This is a genomic window from Candidatus Obscuribacterales bacterium, from assembly GCA_036703605.1.
Classification (GTDB): domain Bacteria; phylum Cyanobacteriota; class Cyanobacteriia; order RECH01; family RECH01; genus RECH01.
In genome coordinates this window covers 21,208-39,651 of the sequence record DATNRH010000067.1, presented here as the reverse complement: position 1 = coordinate 39,651, position 18,444 = coordinate 21,208, and the positions used below count along the sequence as shown (strand labels likewise).

Here is an 18,444-nt window from a genome sequence, read left to right as displayed (position 1 = left end):
TGCCAACGCGCTGTTGATCGGCAGGATGTGGTGATCCACCTGGCCGCCCACGTCGGCGGCATTGGCCTCAACCGCGAAAAGCCCGCCGAGCTGTACTACGACAATTTAATGATGGGCACCCAGCTCATCCATGCCGCCTATGAAGCTGGGGTGGAAAAATTTGTTTGTGTCGGCACCATCTGCGCCTATCCCAAGTTTACGCCGGTGCCCTTTCAGGAAGATGACCTATGGAACGGCTATCCCGAAGAGACCAACGCCCCCTACGGTATTGCTAAAAAGGCTCTGCTGGTGCAGCTTCAAGCCTATCGCCAGCAGTATGGCCTGGATGGCATCTATCTCCTGCCCGTGAACCTCTATGGCCCTAAGGACAATTTTGATCCCCGCAGTTCCCACGTGATCCCCGCCCTGATCCGCAAGGTGCATGAAGCCCAACAACGGGGCGATCGCTCCATCCCTGTTTGGGGTGATGGCAGCCCCACCCGCGAGTTTCTCTATTCAGACGATGCAGCCCGAGGTATCGTGCTGGGTACGCAACACTACAGCCATCCGGATCCGGTCAATCTCGGCACCGGCGAGGAAATTTCCATTAAGGACTTAGTGGAATTGATCTGCGAGCTAATGGGCTTTACCGGTGACCTGATATGGGAACGCCATCAGCCCAACGGTCAACCCCGCCGCTGTCTAGATACCCAGCGGGCCGCCCAAGCCTTTGGGTTTCGATCGCAGGTGACATTCCGCGATGGCCTGCAGCAAACCATCGATTGGTATCGTCAGCAGTCGCAGGTGTTGGCGTAGATTGCTGTTAGGCGAAGCCGTAACGCACCTGCAGAGCTGAGAACGCCGTCGAACTCCCGTGACCGTCTGCTGATCAGCCTCAGTGCGATCGCCCTTGGCCCGCTGCCGCTGGTGTAGGCAAGATCGCACCCTTAAGATTGGCACCGTCGAAGATCACCTGATCGATGCAGGTGTTGGTGAAATCCGCATATTGGAGATCGGCGTTTTGAAAACTGCAGCCAGTGAGGTCGGCCCCGCTCAGTTTAGCGCCCACCAGATAAGCTTCGGTAAAATTGCAGCCTACCAGGGTGCTGCGGCTGAGGTTGGCTTCCTCAAGATCCACCCCAACCAAACTGGCACTACTGAGGTTAGCCTCGATCAAGTTGGCATTGCTGAGGTCAGACAGGTTCAGCACACTGTTTTGCAGCTTGGTGCGGCTGAGGTCAGTATCCACCAAGATAGAACCGGTACACTGCACGCTGCTGAGGTCAGCCCAACTGAGATTGGCCCCGGTGAGATTCACTTCCCGCAGATCAGCCCAACTGAGATTGGCTTGGATGAGCTGGGCCCGCGATAGCTTAGCGCGCCGTAGATTGGCTTGGATAAAAATTGACCAGCCCGCATCCACATCCTCTAAATCTGCCTGTTGAAGATTGGCTTCACTCAAATCCGCATCTCGCAGATAGGCACCGCGCAGGTTTGTTTTCACCAATTGAGCTTCCACCAGCTTGGCCTTGATCAAATCCGCGATGTGTAGATCCAGCCCACTCAAATTGGCACCGCTCAAATCCGGCTTGATGCGGAGGGTTTGCCGCCATTCATTCCAGGCATCGACGCTCTGGGTGAGCAAGTTGAGGTGTTCTTGATCGGCCATGGGTTAGAGGAAGGGGTGAGGAGGTTCGTGAAAACGTGCGGGATAGTTTACGGAAACAATAGGTGCAGGGGTGAATCCTTTAGGAAGTATGTCTGCTTCTCAAGCAGGGTCGGTCAACCGATGCTTCTGGCTAACTCCGAGTTGATATCTTTGGGACAGCTAGACGACTAAACTGGGATAGTTCCCTATTCACGCTTTTTCCAGGGCGATCGGGACATCTCAACCCATCTATGTGAAGGGTCAAGCCCTGAACAGCTTAGAGGACGTGCTCTGGCCAGCGGCACAAATCCAGCGCCTTTTCGTCTAGCTATTTAGGTTTTCAGTCGCTTCATTCATTTAGGACATACGTTATGAAAAGATACTTGCCCGTTATCGTGATTGCTGCTGCTCTTCTAGGTGGCATCGCTCCAGCTCAGGCTCAATCCGTTCCCGCTGGAGAATCTGCGGCGGTTGACTTGGTGGCCCAAGGTGCTGATGTCACAGCGATCGCTGAAACCTTTATTGAGTCATTAGCGAGCGGTGACTACGCGACTGCCCTGCAAAGCTACGATCCGGCCATTCGCACCACCCTCACCGTTGAAAGCCTAGCTCAGCAATGGAACGATCTCATTGCTAGTACCGGTGCCTATGAAGGCCCCGTTGCCGCAACGGTGGACAACTCCGGCGATGCACCGGTAGTGATTATGACCGGTCAGTTTGAGAATGGCCCTCGCGACCTGTTTATCTTGTTTAACAGCAATAATCAGATCATCAGTATGGATGCTATGGAATTTTAGGTGGTGATGGGGGGCGATCGCTCCCCTAATCCATCGTCTAATCACGATCATTCCCTTGGCTTAACCCAGGGGAATTTTTGCAGGCCTATCCTTGATCAGATTGCAGGAGATTGCGGGAGATTACGGATAATCGAGAATAGTGAGATGATAAAAAAATGCTGTTTGTAAGTGTTAAGGGCGATTTCCAACACCTATGATTGATTCTGTCTGCTAGATACTTCCGCTACCATCATGCTCGGCCATACTCGGCGGAAAGAACTGTTCACCTTACGGTCATCTGCATCGCAGGAGCCCATTCAATCATCATCAAGCTGTTCTAACTAACGATAGAAGAGGCAAACGGTCTAGGCTCAAGAGTAAGCAAGTATCTCGCGATTCGCCTAGTTCAGATCGCCTAGTTCAGACGAGCATCACTTCTATTCATCCGCTAATTTGTAATGGTTTAGTTATGGCTATAAAATCCCTTCTTCATCGCATCTCCACAGTTACAGCCATTGCCGGCACCATGGCAGGCACCCTGCTGATATCTGCCCCTGCCCTAGCGTCTATTTTTGGACAGCAGGAAGTTGATCAAAGCCGATTTGTGGCGATCGCTTCTCCCATTGGCGGCGGCAGTTCTCACCAGTTGCTGATTGTTGAACAAGTGTCCACAACGCGGCAATGTTGGAGCGAGCAGGGCAGTAATCCCACGATTATCGATCCTCTCCTGCTGTCGTTTGACTTTACGGGCATCTGTGGCCGCAGCACCGATAGTAACGGCTACTCGATTCGTATTGCCGGGGAAGACTTGGGTGTTCAGTACAGCCTGCGGGTGGTGCGTCGGGGTGGAGATATGGTGCTGGTGGGCGTGCCCTTCAGTCGCTCAGCAGGCCAAGAGTATGAAATTGGCCGCGCCAATGGCGTCACCACCGACTTTGCCAAAATTACCCTCGATCCTGGCTGGCGGTTTGCGAAGCGCACCTATGAAGGCCGCACCTTGGGGCATGTCTACATCACTCGGGATACTGCACCACCGACCACGCCCACCACACCGCCGGTTGTGACACCGCCAGTTGTAACACCACCGACCACGCCTCCTACGACGCCACCGACCACACCGCCGGTCGTGACACCCCCCACGACGCCTGCCTTCAGTGATATTGCTGGAGATATTTATGCAGCGGATATTCAGCTTGCGGTTGGACGTGGGTTTATTTCAGGATTTTTGGAAGATAACACCTTCCGTCCTCGCGCGTCCTTGACCCGCGAACAGTTGGTCTCCATTGTGATTGAGGCGCTCGATACGTTGCCCGATGTGAACTTGGCGCTGCCAACTCAGGTTGGTAGTAATCCCTATCGAGATGTGAGTGCGTCTCGCTGGAGTGCAGCTAAGATTCAATTTGCCCGCGATAACAATATTATCAGCGGCTATCAAGACGGTAGCTTCCGCCCTGGTCAAGCGGTGACGCGGGCTGAGCTGATGGCGGTGTTGCGCCGTGCGGCTGAATATGGGCAAACGCTCCAAGGTGACGATCCTACGCTAGTCGGCAATACGGCGGCGACGAGCTTTACCGATATCTCCGGGCATTGGGGCTCAAGCTTGATTACCCAGATGTCTACCTACTGCGGTGTTGCTTCACCGCTCAACGAAACTGGGCAACGGTTCAGCCCCGACCAAGCGGCACTACGTAACTACGCCACGGCGGCGACGGTGCGGATGCTGCGCTGTTTGGAAGACTAGTAACGCAAGACAGAAGAACGAAGACAGAAGAACGAAAAGGACTTCCAAGACAGTCAAGGGTTTCCGCCTTAGCAACTAGGCGGGTTATGTCTGCCTCGGAGTACTAGCGGCTGAACGGTCAGGGCACATCTGTTCCTGACCGTTCACCTGTGGTCAGATGTCTTGTTCAAGAGACGTTAAAGTTACCCACCCAATGAGCCTAGATGTTCTCGTAAGGTGGGCGCTTGGACGGGTTACGCGATCGCTACCCGTTCTACTGGTTTCCAGCCCCTTCTACCCCTGTGGAAACCAAAAAGTTCACGGGCTTTCAAAGCCCCTCGCCCGTTCTGGGAGAGGGGTTTGGGGTGAGGGGCTTCAAGTTGTGTCAGGCTTTGACGGGTTAGCGACAGCATAACCCGTCCTACCGCTAGGGTGTTTTGCTCAGGCGTAGACTTTTTGGTAGTAGGCTTGGTAGTCCTCGGAGAGCAAGGGCTGCCACCATTCCTCATGGCTAAGAAACCATTCAATAGTCTGGCGTAGGCCTTCATCGACGGTGACGGAGGGCGTCCAGCCGAGTTGGGTTTTGATTTTGTTGGCATCGATGGCATAGCGGCGATCGTGGCCAGCTCGATCTTTCACGAAGGTGATCAGTTGCCGAGAGGGGCGCACGGGTAGACTTGGCGCGAGGTCGTCCATCAAATCGCAGAGCATATGCACCAAGTCGATATTTTTGACCTCGTTGTTGCCGCCAACGTTATAGGTTTCGCCGGGTTGACCTTTGTGGATAACCACATCTAGAGCGGTGCAGTGATCTTTCACGTAGAGCCAGTCGCGGATATTTTGCCCATCACCATAGACTGGCAGCGGCTTACCCAGCAGGATGTTGATGCACATCAGGGGAATGAGCTTTTCGGGGAAGTGGTAGGGGCCGTAGTTATTGGAACAGTTGGTGATCAGCGTGGGCATGCCATAGGTGTGGAAGTAGGCCCGGGCTAGGTGATCGCTGCCAGCTTTGGAGGCAGAGTAGGGGCTGTTGGGCGCGTAGGGGGTGGTTTCGCTAAAGGCGGGATCATCCGCCTCTAAGCTGCCATAGACTTCATCGGTGGAAACATGCAGGAAGCGATCGCTCTCTAGCTGGCCGCGACCTGTCCAATGATGGCGGAAGGCTTCGAGCAGCGTGAAGGTGCCGACGACATTGGTGCGAATGAAGGCATCGGGGCCCAGAATCGAGCGATCCACGTGGGATTCAGCGGCGAAGTGGGCAACGGTGTTGATCTGCTCCTCCGCCAACAGTTGATCCACTAGGGGGCGATCGCAAATATCCCCCTGCACAAACCGGAAATTGCCATGGCTATCAAGGTCATTTAAGGTAGCCCGATTGCCGGCATAGGTGAGAGCATCCAGCACCACTACGCGATCGCTGGGATAGGTTTCACACCAATGATGGACAAAATTTGATCCGATGAAACCCGCCCCACCGGTGATCAAAAGTCGTCGCTGCATGTTTTCCATAATCCTGGCTGAGTCCTACAGGGTACGTTACAAAAAGAAGCGGTCTATAAAACGAAATGCAACCTAATGGTTAGAGTGCTTGCCTAATAGCTTGTTCTATGAAGCGACCTGCCTACAATATATCTAGGCTTGGGTGAGAGATTTTTGAAACTATGGTTTTAACCTATTTCATCCGATAAATGGAGAGGCTATCAACTTTTGGCGACATCAAGTTTAGGAACCGAAGATGGGCTCACTAGTTCATCATAAATAGCCATCATGGTTAGAGCTTTTTGTCCCCATTCAAATTGTTTAGCCTGCTCCGTCGCTGTTTTTGACATCGTTTGACGCAGAGCTTCATCCTGCACCAGTTGGGTGATGTGGGCTGCCATTTCCTGAACAATATGATCGCGGGACAGCGGCTCAATTTTGAAGCCAGTTTCTGCCGTCACATATTCACCAATGCCGCCGTTATTGACCACAATGCAAGGCAAGCCGCAGGCCATGGCCTCCATAACGACGGCTCCCCCAAATTCACGGATGGAGGGGAAACAAAAGAGGTCAGACTTGCGGTAATAGTCGAGGGTTTCCTGCTGCTGCACCCAGCCGGTAAAGGTAATCGCTGATGTTAGGTTGAGCTGTTTTGTTTGTTCTTCAAGGGGCGATCGCTCTTGGCCATCTCCCACAATGGTTAGGTGAATGCGATCGCGCACCTCGGGCTCCAGTTGGGCGATCGCATCGACCAACATATCGGCTCCTTTATAGGGCACTAAGCGCCCCACAAAAATCAGCTCAATTTTGTCATGGGCGGGGCGATCCTCAGCGGCATCTAAAAACTTTTGCTCGATGCCATTTTCGTAAAACAGATGAACGCGATTGCTGGGGAGATCAAACTTTTCCTGCAGCATCTCTAAGGTGTAGGTCGATCCAGCAAGAATTTTGTCAGCTCGGCGATAGGTATCTTCATAGCCAGGCAGGAGCAGCTCCCCTAGATCTCGAAGAAAATTCAAGTAGGCATGTTCCTTGCGGGCGATTGCTTCAAAGTTTTTGGGAAACGGAACGCCGCCATTGACGGGGCCGTAGAGAAACGGGGTGCGATCGCACACTTGGCTCAGCTTGACGGGATAGCGAGGAATCATCGGGGTGATCACATGCACCAGGTCATAGTCTCCCGCCACCACGCTGTCTTTAAACTGCTGGTAGACCCGTCGGTTAAACTCCTCGTAGACCGGATAGGTGAGGGCATGAAACAGTGGCCAAATCTTGGAAGCGATCGGCCCAACTAAACCAAAGTAAAGCTGTATGCCCCGACTTTCTTCGATATAAACAACGTTTTGATGCCCTCGTTTTTGAATGGCATCTCGGTTACGCACATGGGTGACCAGGGTGGCGTTCACCCGTTGATCGATCTCTCGAAAGAAGTTGTATCCCACCAAGGGAACCGATGACCAATCCGGGTTACAGGACTCGATGATCAATAAAACGTTGAGGGATTTGTAATCTGCGGTCTCAGGCATGAGCAGGTGCCTCTTGCATCAAAGTATGGGGCGGAACGGTGGGCAACCCAGGCATCTAGGGTTGCTAGGCGTGCGGTTGGGAGTGGCTGGGATCTGAGATACCCTACATCACCTCAATCTTAGAATCGTCGCCGATCATGAACCGCAAAGCCTTCGGACGCTGAGGCGCTTCTTTGAGCTGGGCCCGCTGACCAATCAGGCTGTCTACAATGCGGTGATGAATGCCGGTGATGCTAGCACCCTTCAGCAAGACGCTATGTTCAATATCGGCTTCAATCAGCGATACCTCGTTGGCAATGCTGCTGTAGGGGCCAATGAAGCAGTTTTCAATATGGCAGTTGTCCCCGATGATTACCGGGCCGCGAATGGTGGAGTTGATAATTTTGGACTGTTTGCCAATGCTCACCCGTCCGATAATCTGGCTCTTTTCATCCACATCGCCATTGACGGAGGATTGCAAACAGGTGTCGAGAATCACCCGGTTGGCTTCTAGCAAATCATCTTTTTTCCCGGTATCTAGCCACCAGCCTTGAATGCGGCGGGCTTCTACTTTTTGCTGATGGTCGATCAGGTACTGGATGGCGTCGGTGATTTCTAGCTCGCCCCGAGCCGAAGGTTGGATATGGGCGATCGCCTCATGAATACTAGGCGCAAATAGATAAATTCCTACCAAGGCTAGGTTGGAGGGCGGCACCTTCGGTTTTTCCACCAAGGCTAACACCCGCCCCTCGTCGTCAATCTTGGCGACCCCAAAGGCGGTGGGATTGGGCACCTCACAGAGCAGAGTGAGGGCATCGAGCTGGCGAGTTTTGAAGGCGTCAATAAAGAGGTTTAGGTCGCTCTGCACCAGGTTATCGCCCAGGTACATGACGAAGGGCGAATCGCCGAGAAACGGCTGGGCAATTTTCACCGCATGGGCGAGCCCCGCCGGTTCCTCCTGCAGAATATAGGTAATGTTGGCTCCAAAGCGATCGCCATTCCCGGTTTTAGCCTGCACTTCGCCGCCGGTTTCTGGGCTAATAATGATGCCAATCTCAGTAATGCCAGCCGCGACAATGTCCTCAATCCCGTACCAGAGAATGGGTTTATTAGCGACGGGTACCAGTTGCTTTGCCCCAGTATAGGTAAGGGGACGCAAACGGGTTCCTTTGCCACCAGATAAGATAATTGCTTTCATGGGAGTGCTATGGGTGAAGGACTGAATTCAACGAGCAGAGGCGGTCACGGGTGCTAGGTCATGCAGCAGTTTCCGCAGACTGGCCCGCCAATGGGGAGCCGGATGCCCTAGGATATCGGCGGCTTTCTGACCAGACAGCACTGAGTAGGCAGGCCGCTGGGCTGGGGTGGGATAGTCTGCGGTGGTGATCGGCACCACCCGTTTGAGGGTGAGGGGAAATCCGAGGGCGGCGGCTTCTTCAATGATCGCCACGGCAAAGTCATACCAGCTAATCGCTCCGCTGTTGGTGTAGTGGAGGATGCCGGTGGTGGGGCTGGGGGCGCAGAGGTAGGGAATCAACTGGGCGATCGCTTGGGCCAAGTCTCCTGTCCAGGTTGGGCAGCCGACCTGATCCATCACCACCCGCAGTTCTTCGCGCTCGGCCCCAAGGCGCAGCATGGTTTTGACAAAATTGCCCTTGCCGCCGGCACCGTAGACCCAAGCGGTACGCACAATCAGATGGCGATCGCAGTTATTGCTCACGCCCAGCTCTCCAGCCAGCTTGGACTGCCCGTAGGCTCCCTTGGGGCCGGTGGGATCGTCTTCTAGGTAGGGGGTATTTTTGCTGCCGTCAAACACATAGTCGGTGGAGACGTGGATGATGGAACTGTCGAGTTTTTGCGCCTCTTCCGCCAAAATGGTGGGCGCGGTGCCGTTGATGGCGATCGCTCGATCCATCTCCCGCTCGGCGGTGTCTACGCCGGTATAGGCCGCAGCATTGACGACCACGTCGGGCCGGATCGCCTGCATCATCTGACGGATTTGGTCAGGCTGGCTGAGATCCAGGTGCGATCGCCCTAGGGCGGTGACATCGCTGAGGGTGGAGAGAATGGGCTGGAGTTCGCTGCCCAGTTGACCATCAATACCCGTGAGTAGAATCCGCATTAGGCATACACCTCGGCTGTTTTGAAGGATTGACCCGCTTGGTCTTTGCCCGACAGAATCGGGTCGGCCGTGAGGGGCCAGAGGATACCCACGTCGGGGTCATTCCAAAGGAGCGATCGCTCGTGCTGGGGTGCGTAGTAGTCGGTGGCTTTGTAGAGCACGTCGGCGGTGTCAGAAAGCACTAAGAAGCCATGGGCAAAGCCGGGGGGCACCCAAAGCTGGCGTTTATTCTCGGCGCTGAGTTCACAGCTCACCCAGTTGCCAAAGGTGGGGGAGCTTTTCCGCATATCCACCGCCACGTCGAGAATGCTGCCCATCGCCGCCCGCACCAGCTTACCCTGGGGCTGCTGCACTTGGTAATGCAGACCGCGCAGCACATGCTTGACGGAGCGCGAGTGATTATCTTGGACAAAATCGAGATCGAGCCCAGTTTTATCGGCAAAGGTACGCCGGTTAAAACTTTCCATGAAGAAGCCGCGATCGTCCCCAAACACCTTCGGTTCTAAAATCAGCACATCGGGGATGTCTGTGGGAATGATCTGCATGAAAACCTCCTTATGAATTCCCGGTTTGGCAGGGTTGAGGCCTAGCCCATCTCAGTATTCCCACGAGTTTTTGTAAACCTTCAGATGGTTCGTAAAGTTTCCGTGGAGATGTAGGGATTAAGGACGGTTTGGGGTACTAGGGCGCACTATCGGCCTTGGGCGGCGGGGCTGGATCCCGTTCCGTACGCACCCACTGCCGCTGGGGTCGGACGATGAAGGCGATATACATGGGGATTTTCCAGAGCACGTAGAGGGGAATCGAGAGTAACTGTCCTAGGGAAAGGATCGATCGCCCAAAGCGAGCCCAAGCCAGCATCACCGCCGATAGCAGCAGCAGGCCCTGCAGACCCAAAAAGCCGGCGATCGCCCAAGACACACCCAGCCAGCCAGCGGCGATCGCCCCCATCATAGCGGCACCCCACAGCATCACCAACAGCGACAGGGGTGGTACGGCCAAGTCCAACGCTAGGGCCAAGACCCCAAGGCGCTGACGGGTGATCGCCGTGGTCAGTAACCGGGGAACTTGGGTCACCAAGGTTTGCAAATGACCATGCTCCCAGCGGGTGCGTTGGCTGGTGGCGGCCTGATCCTGCTGGGGCAAGCGACCGATCACCCGCGCCGTTTCGCAAAACTGGGGCGGTGCACCGGCGATCGCTAGGTCTAAACCCAACTGCATATCTTCCACAATGTTGCCGCTGGCTAAGGGCGATTGCCGAATCATTTCCCAGGGAAAGGCCATGCCGGTGCCGGTGAGCAGGCAGGGCAAGCCCAAGCGCTGCAAACCTCGCGGCCGCACCCGATTCTTCACCATAAAGGCCAGGGCCGACACCGAATCCTTGGCGCTGGGCTCGGGCGGCTGCTCCATCAAATACAAAGCCTGTACCGGGCGCTGGGATCGGGCAGACTGCTGGGCGATGGTGCGCAAGGCTCCGGGCAGCAGGGTGCAGTCAGCATCCACCATCACCACAATATCCGGCGGATCCGCATCGAGGGAGCGCAGCCCAAAATCTAGGGCATAGCCCTTGCCCCGCTGGTCAAGATTCTGGCGTTCGAGCACCGTGGCTCCCGCCGATCGGGCGATGGCGGCGGTGTCATCGCTGCAGTTATCGGCAATGACGATCAGGCGATCGCCCTCTACCAGTTGGGGCATCAGCGCGGCCAGGGTGTCTTGAATTCCCAACGCCTCATTGTGCGCGGGGATGAGCACCGCCAATCGTGGTGCGTTGACCGATAGGGAGGGCGATCGCCCCGGCAGCATGGCTAGCCAACATTCAAGGGTGAAGGTGAGAACTGGAATGCAGACGATCAGGGCGATCGCCCAGCATAGGTATGTCAGAACGACCAAATCTAGCTCCTTGGCTGCAAGATACTAAGGCTCAACGGTAGCAGATCCGTAAATCTACCCTCAAGTTGCCCAGGTTGGCGCGATCGCTATCATGCATCTCGATTCAACTCTGAGGTGACCGGTTCAGCGGGGGGCTGGGGTGCTTCGGCCATAGGTCGATTGGGGTGACCAGGTGCCGGCTGTGCTTTCTGGGTTGGCAGTTTGGCCAGTAACACCAAAAAGTTGCTCCAGGTTGGCAGATGTCCGGGATTGGCCAGGAGCGATCGCACCCCTAGCTTCAAGGCATTCCGCCGCTGTCCTTGGCTGAGAGCCTGCCAGGCCCGACCCTGTAAAAATCCCTGAATTTGTTCATTGGATGAATAGGATCGCGACTCGGAACCTTGGGGAATGGGCGGAAAGATGCCATGTTGCAGATCATCCTGCCCTTGATGCTGGCGCTGCTGCTGAAACGTGCGGGCGATGCGATCAAAAAAGACCCGTCGCTCGGAGGGAATCATATGGGTGATGGAGTCGTTGTGCAGGCGGTAGCAATAGCGCGACTCGATCTGGTAAAACACCCGGCAGATATCAGCCAGGCGCAGCTGTAGGTCAATATCTTCGCCGGTTTCAAAATAGGGACGAAAACCGCCCAGGAGCCGCAAAATATCCGTGCGGATGGCAAAGGTGCAGAGGTGGGTGCGGGTGATGCCTTGCTGGAGTTCGTCAGTGACCTCTTCCGGCGTGCCGCCGGTGTCGTGCTGCAGGACAAAAGAGCCGTTGGGCGCAATGATGTCGTAGCTACCGCAAACCGCGCCATAGTCTGGATGCTGCAGCAGCCAATTGGCTTGGGAGGCAATGCGGCCAGGGGTAAACAGATCATCGGCATCACAACGCATGATGATCGTACCCCGCGCTGCCGCTAGCCCCAGATTCATGGTGGTGGAAATGCCCGCCTTGGCTCCGTTGACGACCCGCAATCGAGCATCTTGAATCGCCTGCACTCGTTCTAGGGAGCGATCGCTAGAGCGATCGTTGACCACAATCACCTCCAAGGGAATCGTGGTTTCTTGCAGCACCGACTGCAGCGCCTGAGTAATATAGCCCTCGGCGTTATACATCGGAATAATCACGCTAACGAGCGGTGGCGGTAGTTCCAAAGTCTGCATGGTGCGATCGCTCTCCTACTGGGTGAATGAACGGACTCTTTTTCCAAAGGTCTCCTAGAGGACAGCTAAGGTTCCTCCGACGGCATTGGCTTGGCGATCGCACAGCCTAGGAGTATCCAGCCATCGGCTTGGAAGGGACGCAGTTTGATCGCCCGCCACCCATAGACCATGGCGGTTTGGCGCTGGCGGCTATTGAAGGCCCACCAGCCATACTTAAGCATAAAGTGATGCTGGGACTCAGGATCGGCGGTGGGCCGCCAAGCATAGCCCGCTTCAAAGCTGCCCTCGATACCGCGCCGCTGCCAGGCGCGTTCGCAAACCCGTCGTGCATTGTGCCGCTGTTCCGTACTGCGCGTTTCACTAATGGAATGGGCATGGAGCCGATAGTGCAGCACAACGGTTTGCAGATTAGCCAGATGCCCCACTTCGCCCAGCCGCAGCCACAGGTCTAAATCTAAGGCGCTTTTCAGCGATTCGTCATAGCCGCCAATCTGCTGTAGCGTGCTGCGACGCATCATGGCACAGGGATGGCAAATACTGCCATGGCCGGCGAGGGCAGATTGTTGAATCGCCTCATTATCTGGGGGGAGGGCCAGGTAGGTGAGCAGGCGACCCTCGGCATCGATCAGAGCATGGTTCCCACCCACACACACCACCTCTGGATGGTCATGAAGAAAGCTGACCTGCTGGCTAAGGCGATCGGGCAGGGCAATGTCATCGGCATCCATGACGGCAATGAACTCGCCTTGGGCTTGGGCCTGGAGGCGATTGCGGGTGGCCGACACCCCTAGATTGGTGGGGTTAGCCAGCACATGGATCCGGGCATCTTGAGCGGCATAGGTTTGAACGATGGCGAGGGAGCGATCGCTAGAACAGTCATCGCCGATCCACAGCTCAAAGTCCTCAAAGGTTTGGGACAAGATACTCTCAATTGCTTCAGCTAGGTAGCGTTCAGAGTTGTAAACCGGCAAAATGACCGAGACCCGAGGGGGGCGATCGCAGTCAATAGGCACGTTTGACATCAGCTCATCTCACAAAGGGACAAAAGGTGGACGAAAGGTGGTTTCAAAGCCCTTCTACCTCTCTGGCAAAGGGGTTGGGGGAGGTCTTCGAGGTTTGTTTCACCATCTGGCTCACGATTCATCCTAGGATATGGGCAGGCTAGTACATCGCTGGCTTAAGGTTTGACAACAGTCTTGAAAGGCTTGATTGGCCCGCTCAAGAAGATGTGGATCTAGGTTATAGAGTGTTTTTTTAGGATTGCGAATAATGGTTCCAGATTCTAAATTTCCAGACCAGTCACCTACTTTTCGCTGTCCAGTTACCGGTGTTTTTTCATACTGTTCAGAAAGGGGAAATTTGAGAGCTAGATGCTGTTCTAAAGCTCGAAAAATAGCATCTGTTTGGTGAATGAGCTGGGCATGGGTGAGGAAAAATGCTCGCTTAGGATGCTCCATGATTTCGGCATAGCGCTGGATGCTTCGGAGGCGATCGCAATAATATTGAGTGTAGTCTTCTACAGAATAGAGCTGGACTCCGTCATCTCCGGTTTCGCCCCATAGCTTGACCATGCTAGACAAGGTTTCTGCCGGATCTCGCAGGAGAAAAATGATGGAGATACGAGGATGATTGAGGAGTGATTCGTCTTTAATATGCATATCATGGAGAATTTTATCCATGATAAAGCGATCGCTCATATCAAGTTGCTTTAGGGCATATTTAACATCACACATTAAGTGAGTTAAATCATGTTCATTCCAGTAAAAAACATGGGTTTCTCCATAGCCAGAAATTTCTGGATTAGTGTTAAGAATATGGGTGAACATCGATGAACCCGATCGCATATGTCCCAATATCCATAGATACTCATAGGACTTACGACGAACGACCAAGTTAGCCTTGTAATAGGCTCGAAACAGTTTTGCGGTTAAGGCATCTGGCTGTTGGATCATGGTGTCTCTTGGGTTGAATCTCTGGTGCTGAAATAAATCTGCTGAACTAGCTCAGTTGGTTGAAGGTTTTTGAAGTTAATACATGAGGTTGCTAGAGATGATGAGACTGTTCCTTAAAACCAGCAGACACACCTGATAGAACTTGATGAAGAGGATGCATGAATCTTGAAAACCATCACGACAACTGCCATAAATCATGCTGATAGGCTAAATAGAACTCAGCATATAGGTTGAGCCCCAAATAATCACGATGGCAGCACCAAGCACCGGAATATCAACCTCCGGCTGCCAGAGCGAAAACTTAGAGAAAATGATGGCTTTCACAGGATAGGCAAACCAGGTCACACTGGCTAACCCCCACACCACACCCGGTTGACCATTGAGCTGATAGCCGATGACCATCGCGGCTAACTGCACTGAAATTTGCACAACCAACAAAAAGGACACCAAGAAAGTCTTGCCTTTGGCCATCAAAATACCGTCATAGGTGCCGCCCACAACACCAATTAATGATCCCAATGAAATAATCTGAATGATCCAGCCAGCATCAGCATAGCGTTCATCATATAAAGTGTTGATAATAGCGGGGCCAAACAGAATAAACGTTAGGGAAATACCCCAGCCAATTCCTATTAAGGTGAGGCGGCTTTTTCGTAGATTGGTATAGACTCGCTCGGGGCGATCGCGAATCAGTTCGGCATAGGAGGGAAACAGGACGCGATCGATCACCTGAGAAATGGCTTGGCGGGGGAAGCGCGCTAGGGTGACGGCGATGGTGTAAACCCCCAAAAATCGCACGTCTAGCAATCGTCCCAGAATCAAGCGATCGCCCTGACCGGCCAAGAACGTCAGCGCGGTGCTAATAAAAATCCAGCGCCCAAAGCGATAGAGGGACTTGAAGGCCTCTGGCTCCCAATGAAAGCGGTTGGAGATGCCCGGCAGCATCACATGGCTGAGGGTCATGCGCAACAGGCTATCTACCAGCCCCCCTGCCACCAGCGCCCAGACCGATTCATACCGCCAAGCACAGAAAACCATCACCACCAAACCCACCACATAGGAGGTGAGTTCTAAGCTGGTCACCAACCCAAGGCGAAGATTGCGGTTGGCAGTGGGCAGCTTGGTGGAGGTGAAGCCGGAGATTAATGCCGTTAACCCCACCACGGGCAAAAGCTGGGTGAGCATGGGTTCGCGGTAGAACTGGGACGCCGGGAACGCGATCGCGCAGGACAACAGCCACAGCCCCACGCCGCGACCGGCTTGAATCGTCCAGGCGGTGTTGAGAAAGGCTGGATCATCGCCCCGCTTATCGTGAATGATGCTGGGCTTGATGCCAATGTCGGAAAACATTTCTAGCCCCTGCAGAAAAATCTGCACCAGCGACATTAGCCCAAAGGCTTCTGGAAACAACAGGCGGGTCAGAACTAAATTGCTGGCAAATCGTAGAACCTGATTGGCACCATAGCCGCCTAGCGTCCACATGGATCCCCGGATGGCCCGTGCTTTTAGGGACGGTTTGGCCGCAGGATCAGGTGTGGGCTCGGGAGAAGGCGTTAAGGACGGATCAGCCATACAGAGTCCCTAGTAATGTGCAAATCGCAGGCGTGCCCAGGATACCCAAATTTGCTGAAAGATATTCATGTTGAGGTGATGTTGACGCGATCGCTTCAACGTTGGTCTGTCCTGTCACCTTCGGATGGTATGCCAGTCTTCCAGGTTTGTGGCCTGATGATGCAAGTTGGGGATCGCTGTCATCAAGTCATTAGGCAGGTTTTCCAGTCTAGAATCACCTAGGACATCAGCTTGTTGGCAATTGGGCGAGCCGTGGATTGAGCCAGTTGGAGGCTTGCTCCAACGATCCACAGCAGTCCAATGATTCAGATATTACTGAAGGGGCGATCGCCTGTTGGCATAGGATGCACCTGGGCAAGCTTTAAGGGGGCTGGGTATGTTAATCCTAGGTGGGGTAAATACGATCAAACCTACCACCCTGATGTTCAAGGGATGAAAAAAGTTCCGCTAAAAACGAAAGAATTAGGCAGGACGCATCAAAATTTCCAGCTCAACCAAATCATGCACTGGGGGCAGATCATCATCAGGCGATCGCTCGACGGCAATATGAATATCGTGATCAAGCGAGGTATGAAATGGATTGATTTTCTGCAGCAATCCCGATTCCCGCGTCAGCAATAGTCGGATATTAATGCGATCCCATGACATCATCTGTAGTTTGATTTGAGCTTGCATAGTGTCTGACCCATTGCTTTACGACTCCTTTACGATAATCAAAGTTCTGAGAATTCCCTGTGACAGAGCTGAGACAGTTCTGTGATAGTTCTAGCGATTGATCTTGATCTCCATCGTGCAACGATGTGAGGTAACCCTCGTTGTTCTGCTGATCTCAAACCCGTCGCTGAGTGATATTTATCACGAGCCGGATGCAATCTCTCCCTCAGAGATAGGTTGCTCAGGGAAGAGGAAACGCTCAGACATGAGGTGAGTCTTGACTCCTAGAGATCATCCTTGTCTTGGTTAGCTTGTGTATCTGATGGGGCACCTAAACGGTTCATGGGGCGATCGCGGCTTGCCGAAGCTAAGCTGGATTGGGCATGGTAGAAGCAAACCCATGGGGCGATCGCCCCTCATCAATGAGTGAGGTATCCCTTGAACACAATTGGATTAGTCGCGATCGGTCGCAATGAAGGCGATCGTCTGCAGCGCTGTTTAAAGTCGGTGGTGGGCCAAGCTGATGTGGTGGTCTACGTCGATTCTGGCTCCACGGACGGCAGCGTCGAGTTTGCCCAATCTCTCGGGGTTGAGGTGGTGGTGCTAGATCTATCGATTCCCTTCACCGCTGCCCGCGCCCGGAATGCTGGCTTTGAACGACTGCTGCAGCTCCAGCCCGATCTCACCTTTGTGCAATTTGTCGATGGAGATTGTGAAGTGGTGCCAGGCTGGTTGGAGACGGCTCGCCAAGCCTTGAGTGATCGCCCGGATCTGGCGGTAGTCTGTGGACGGCGGCGGGAGCGTTTTCCCGAAGCCTCGATCTACAACCAAATCTGTGACATTGAATGGGATACCCCGGTGGGGGAAGCTACGGCCTGTGGCGGTGATGCCATGATGCGGGTGGCGGCAGTGCAACAGGTGAATGGCTTCAACCCTAGTTTGATTGCTGGGGAGGAGCCGGAGCTATGTGTGCGGCTGCGTCAGCAGGATTGGAAAATTTTCCGTCTGGATGCAGAGATGACCCTACATGATGCCCAGATGACTCAGTTTTCCCAGTGGTGGAAGCGATCGCAGCGATCGGGTCACGCCTTCGCCCAAGGCAGTTGGATGCATGGCCGCAGTCCTCAACAGCATTGGGTCAAAGAAAGCCGCCGGATTTGGATATGGGGGCTGGTGATCCCGGTCGTCATCCTAGGAACGGCTGGGATCACCTCGGGGCTTAGTTTGCTGCTGCTGGCTCTCTATCCAGTGTCTGCCCTGCGAACAGCTCGCTATGCCCAAGGTAAGGGCTACGACCCAGGTGTGGCTCGATGGTATGGCTGGTTTTGCACCATCGGAAAATTTCCAGAACTGCAGGGGCAACTCCAGTTTCATCTCCGTCGAATCTTCCGTCGTCAAGCTACGCTGATCGAATATAAATCTGCACCATCCAGCCATTAATCTAGATCACGCTTGGCAAGACTAGCTAGCCAGGATCCGGATATCCAACCCTGGGACAGAAAAGTGGATTGACCCAGGGTCGGCCTCGCCATGGACCTTGCTCAGCCAGTCGGTTTTCTAGGTTGCATTATGTTTGTCCCCTATCGAATCTTCCGTCCGACCACGCGCATCCTTAGCTCAACCAGTGCGCCAGATATCCTGCACTGGGTCACCCAAAGTTTAGAATCCAATGTCGCCTGCTTGCTTCTAGATCTGCAGGACGTCATCTTCATGGACAGTAGTGGTCTAGGAGCGTTGGTGATTGCTAGCAAGCGGGTGAAGAAGGTGGGTGGACGGCTGGCGTTGTGCTCCCTCAGTGGTCAAGCTCGCATGGCCGTGGAAATGTCTTGCCTGGATACCGTTCTGGAAATTTACGACACCCCGCAAGATTTTCTCCAGCAGTTTTCCAGTCAGGATTCCATGCGATCGCCCCATCAGGATCCATTCTTGTCCTAGCCTTCATCCAAAAGGGTGAACCACTGGGAGCTAGTGAGATGGGCAGTGATCTCGTACAGTGGAG

The 18,444-nt window shown here is 54.1% G+C and carries 17 protein-coding genes; 5 read left to right on the top strand and 12 right to left on the bottom strand.

Features of this window, described 5'->3' with window-relative positions; genetic code table 11:
- Positions 1 to 795: GDP-L-fucose synthase (locus tag V6D20_01545; GenBank protein ID HEY9814480.1), on the top strand; the 795-nt coding region annotated here is incomplete at its 5' end.
- 79 nt (positions 796 to 874) lie between these two features.
- On the opposite strand, the gene V6D20_01540 is transcribed toward V6D20_01545, so the two are convergent.
- Positions 875 to 1,648: a pentapeptide repeat-containing protein gene (locus V6D20_01540; GenBank protein ID HEY9814479.1), complete on the bottom strand. Its 774-nt coding sequence runs from the start codon at positions 1,646 to 1,648 to the stop codon at positions 875 to 877.
- A gap of 350 nt (positions 1,649 to 1,998) precedes the next feature.
- Between V6D20_01540 and V6D20_01535 the strand changes: the two genes are divergently transcribed.
- Both V6D20_01535 and V6D20_01530 read left to right on the top strand, forming a co-directional pair.
- Positions 1,999 to 2,424, top strand: a complete 426-nt coding sequence (locus V6D20_01535) for a DUF3887 domain-containing protein (GenBank protein HEY9814478.1) — start codon at positions 1,999 to 2,001, stop codon at positions 2,422 to 2,424.
- Between the two features lie 448 nt (positions 2,425 to 2,872).
- A complete protein-coding gene (locus V6D20_01530) occupies positions 2,873 to 4,144 on the top strand; it encodes a DUF3747 domain-containing protein (protein ID HEY9814477.1) in 1,272 nt (423 codons plus the stop codon).
- A 420-nt stretch (positions 4,145 to 4,564) separates the two neighbouring features.
- Here V6D20_01530 and rfbB read toward each other — a convergent pair whose 3' ends face one another.
- From rfbB to V6D20_01475, 11 genes are all read right to left on the bottom strand, one after another.
- Entirely contained in the window at positions 4,565 to 5,626 is a 1,062-nt protein-coding gene (gene rfbB, locus V6D20_01525; GenBank protein HEY9814476.1) for a dTDP-glucose 4,6-dehydratase, read from the bottom strand.
- Between the two features lie 200 nt (positions 5,627 to 5,826).
- A complete protein-coding gene (locus tag V6D20_01520; GenBank protein HEY9814475.1) occupies positions 5,827 to 7,131 on the bottom strand; it encodes a glycosyltransferase family 4 protein in 1,305 nt (434 codons plus the stop codon).
- A 103-nt stretch (positions 7,132 to 7,234) separates the two neighbouring features.
- A complete protein-coding gene (locus tag V6D20_01515; protein HEY9814474.1) occupies positions 7,235 to 8,308 on the bottom strand; it encodes a glucose-1-phosphate thymidylyltransferase in 1,074 nt (357 codons plus the stop codon).
- Positions 8,309 to 8,335: 27 nt separating this feature from the next.
- Positions 8,336 to 9,232, bottom strand: coding sequence for a dTDP-4-dehydrorhamnose reductase (gene rfbD / locus V6D20_01510; protein HEY9814473.1), 897 nt, complete (start codon positions 9,230 to 9,232; stop codon positions 8,336 to 8,338).
- Entirely contained in the window at positions 9,232 to 9,777 is a 546-nt protein-coding gene (gene rfbC / locus V6D20_01505; protein HEY9814472.1) for a dTDP-4-dehydrorhamnose 3,5-epimerase, read from the bottom strand. Before rfbC ends, rfbD begins: the two co-directional genes overlap by 1 nt.
- Before the next feature lie 136 nt (positions 9,778 to 9,913).
- Entirely contained in the window at positions 9,914 to 11,122 is a 1,209-nt protein-coding gene (locus tag V6D20_01500) for a glycosyltransferase family 2 protein (protein ID HEY9814471.1), read from the bottom strand.
- 89 nt (positions 11,123 to 11,211) lie between these two features.
- On the bottom strand, positions 11,212 to 12,267 hold the full coding sequence (locus V6D20_01495) for a glycosyltransferase family A protein (GenBank protein ID HEY9814470.1): 1,056 nt from the start codon (positions 12,265 to 12,267) through the stop codon (positions 11,212 to 11,214).
- Between the two features lie 65 nt (positions 12,268 to 12,332).
- Positions 12,333 to 13,289, bottom strand: a complete 957-nt coding sequence (locus V6D20_01490; GenBank protein ID HEY9814469.1) for a glycosyltransferase — start codon at positions 13,287 to 13,289, stop codon at positions 12,333 to 12,335.
- 123 nt (positions 13,290 to 13,412) lie between these two features.
- A complete protein-coding gene (locus V6D20_01485) occupies positions 13,413 to 14,219 on the bottom strand; it encodes a sulfotransferase (protein HEY9814468.1) in 807 nt (268 codons plus the stop codon).
- A 207-nt stretch (positions 14,220 to 14,426) separates the two neighbouring features.
- Positions 14,427 to 15,791, bottom strand: coding sequence for an oligosaccharide flippase family protein (locus tag V6D20_01480; protein ID HEY9814467.1), 1,365 nt, complete (start codon positions 15,789 to 15,791; stop codon positions 14,427 to 14,429).
- Positions 15,792 to 16,253: 462 nt separating this feature from the next.
- Entirely contained in the window at positions 16,254 to 16,466 is a 213-nt protein-coding gene (locus V6D20_01475) for a hypothetical protein (protein HEY9814466.1), read from the bottom strand.
- A 417-nt stretch (positions 16,467 to 16,883) separates the two neighbouring features.
- Here V6D20_01475 and V6D20_01470 point away from each other — a divergent pair, with 417 nt between their 5' ends.
- Both V6D20_01470 and V6D20_01465 read left to right on the top strand, forming a co-directional pair.
- Positions 16,884 to 17,885, top strand: a complete 1,002-nt coding sequence (locus V6D20_01470; protein HEY9814465.1) for a glycosyltransferase — start codon at positions 16,884 to 16,886, stop codon at positions 17,883 to 17,885.
- Positions 17,886 to 18,014: 129 nt separating this feature from the next.
- Positions 18,015 to 18,380, top strand: coding sequence for an STAS domain-containing protein (locus tag V6D20_01465; protein ID HEY9814464.1), 366 nt, complete (start codon positions 18,015 to 18,017; stop codon positions 18,378 to 18,380).
- The last annotated feature ends 64 nt before the right edge of the window (positions 18,381 to 18,444 follow it).

Bases quoted from the DNA above. Each gene is read 5' to 3' on its own strand.
- V6D20_01515 (HEY9814474.1), bottom strand. From the start codon at position 8,308: ATGAAAGCAATTATCTTATCTGGTGGCAAAGGAACCCGTTTGCGTCCC.
- V6D20_01540 (HEY9814479.1), bottom strand. From the start codon at position 1,648: ATGGCCGATCAAGAACACCTCAACTTGCTCACCCAGAGCGTCGATGCC.
- V6D20_01495 (HEY9814470.1), bottom strand. From the start codon at position 12,267: ATGCAGACTTTGGAACTACCGCCACCGCTCGTTAGCGTGATTATTCCG.
- rfbB (HEY9814476.1), bottom strand. From the start codon at position 5,626: ATGCAGCGACGACTTTTGATCACCGGTGGGGCGGGTTTCATCGGATCA.
- V6D20_01535 (HEY9814478.1), top strand. From the start codon at position 1,999: ATGAAAAGATACTTGCCCGTTATCGTGATTGCTGCTGCTCTTCTAGGT.
- V6D20_01480 (HEY9814467.1), bottom strand. From the start codon at position 15,791: ATGGCTGATCCGTCCTTAACGCCTTCTCCCGAGCCCACACCTGATCCT.
- rfbC (HEY9814472.1), bottom strand. From the start codon at position 9,777: ATGCAGATCATTCCCACAGACATCCCCGATGTGCTGATTTTAGAACCG.
- V6D20_01465 (HEY9814464.1), top strand. From the start codon at position 18,015: ATGTTTGTCCCCTATCGAATCTTCCGTCCGACCACGCGCATCCTTAGC.
- V6D20_01530 (HEY9814477.1), top strand. From the start codon at position 2,873: ATGGCTATAAAATCCCTTCTTCATCGCATCTCCACAGTTACAGCCATT.
- rfbD (HEY9814473.1), bottom strand. From the start codon at position 9,232: ATGCGGATTCTACTCACGGGTATTGATGGTCAACTGGGCAGCGAACTC.
- V6D20_01520 (HEY9814475.1), bottom strand. From the start codon at position 7,131: ATGCCTGAGACCGCAGATTACAAATCCCTCAACGTTTTATTGATCATC.
- V6D20_01490 (HEY9814469.1), bottom strand. From the start codon at position 13,289: ATGTCAAACGTGCCTATTGACTGCGATCGCCCCCCTCGGGTCTCGGTC.
- V6D20_01475 (HEY9814466.1), bottom strand. From the start codon at position 16,466: ATGCAAGCTCAAATCAAACTACAGATGATGTCATGGGATCGCATTAAT.
- V6D20_01485 (HEY9814468.1), bottom strand. From the start codon at position 14,219: ATGATCCAACAGCCAGATGCCTTAACCGCAAAACTGTTTCGAGCCTAT.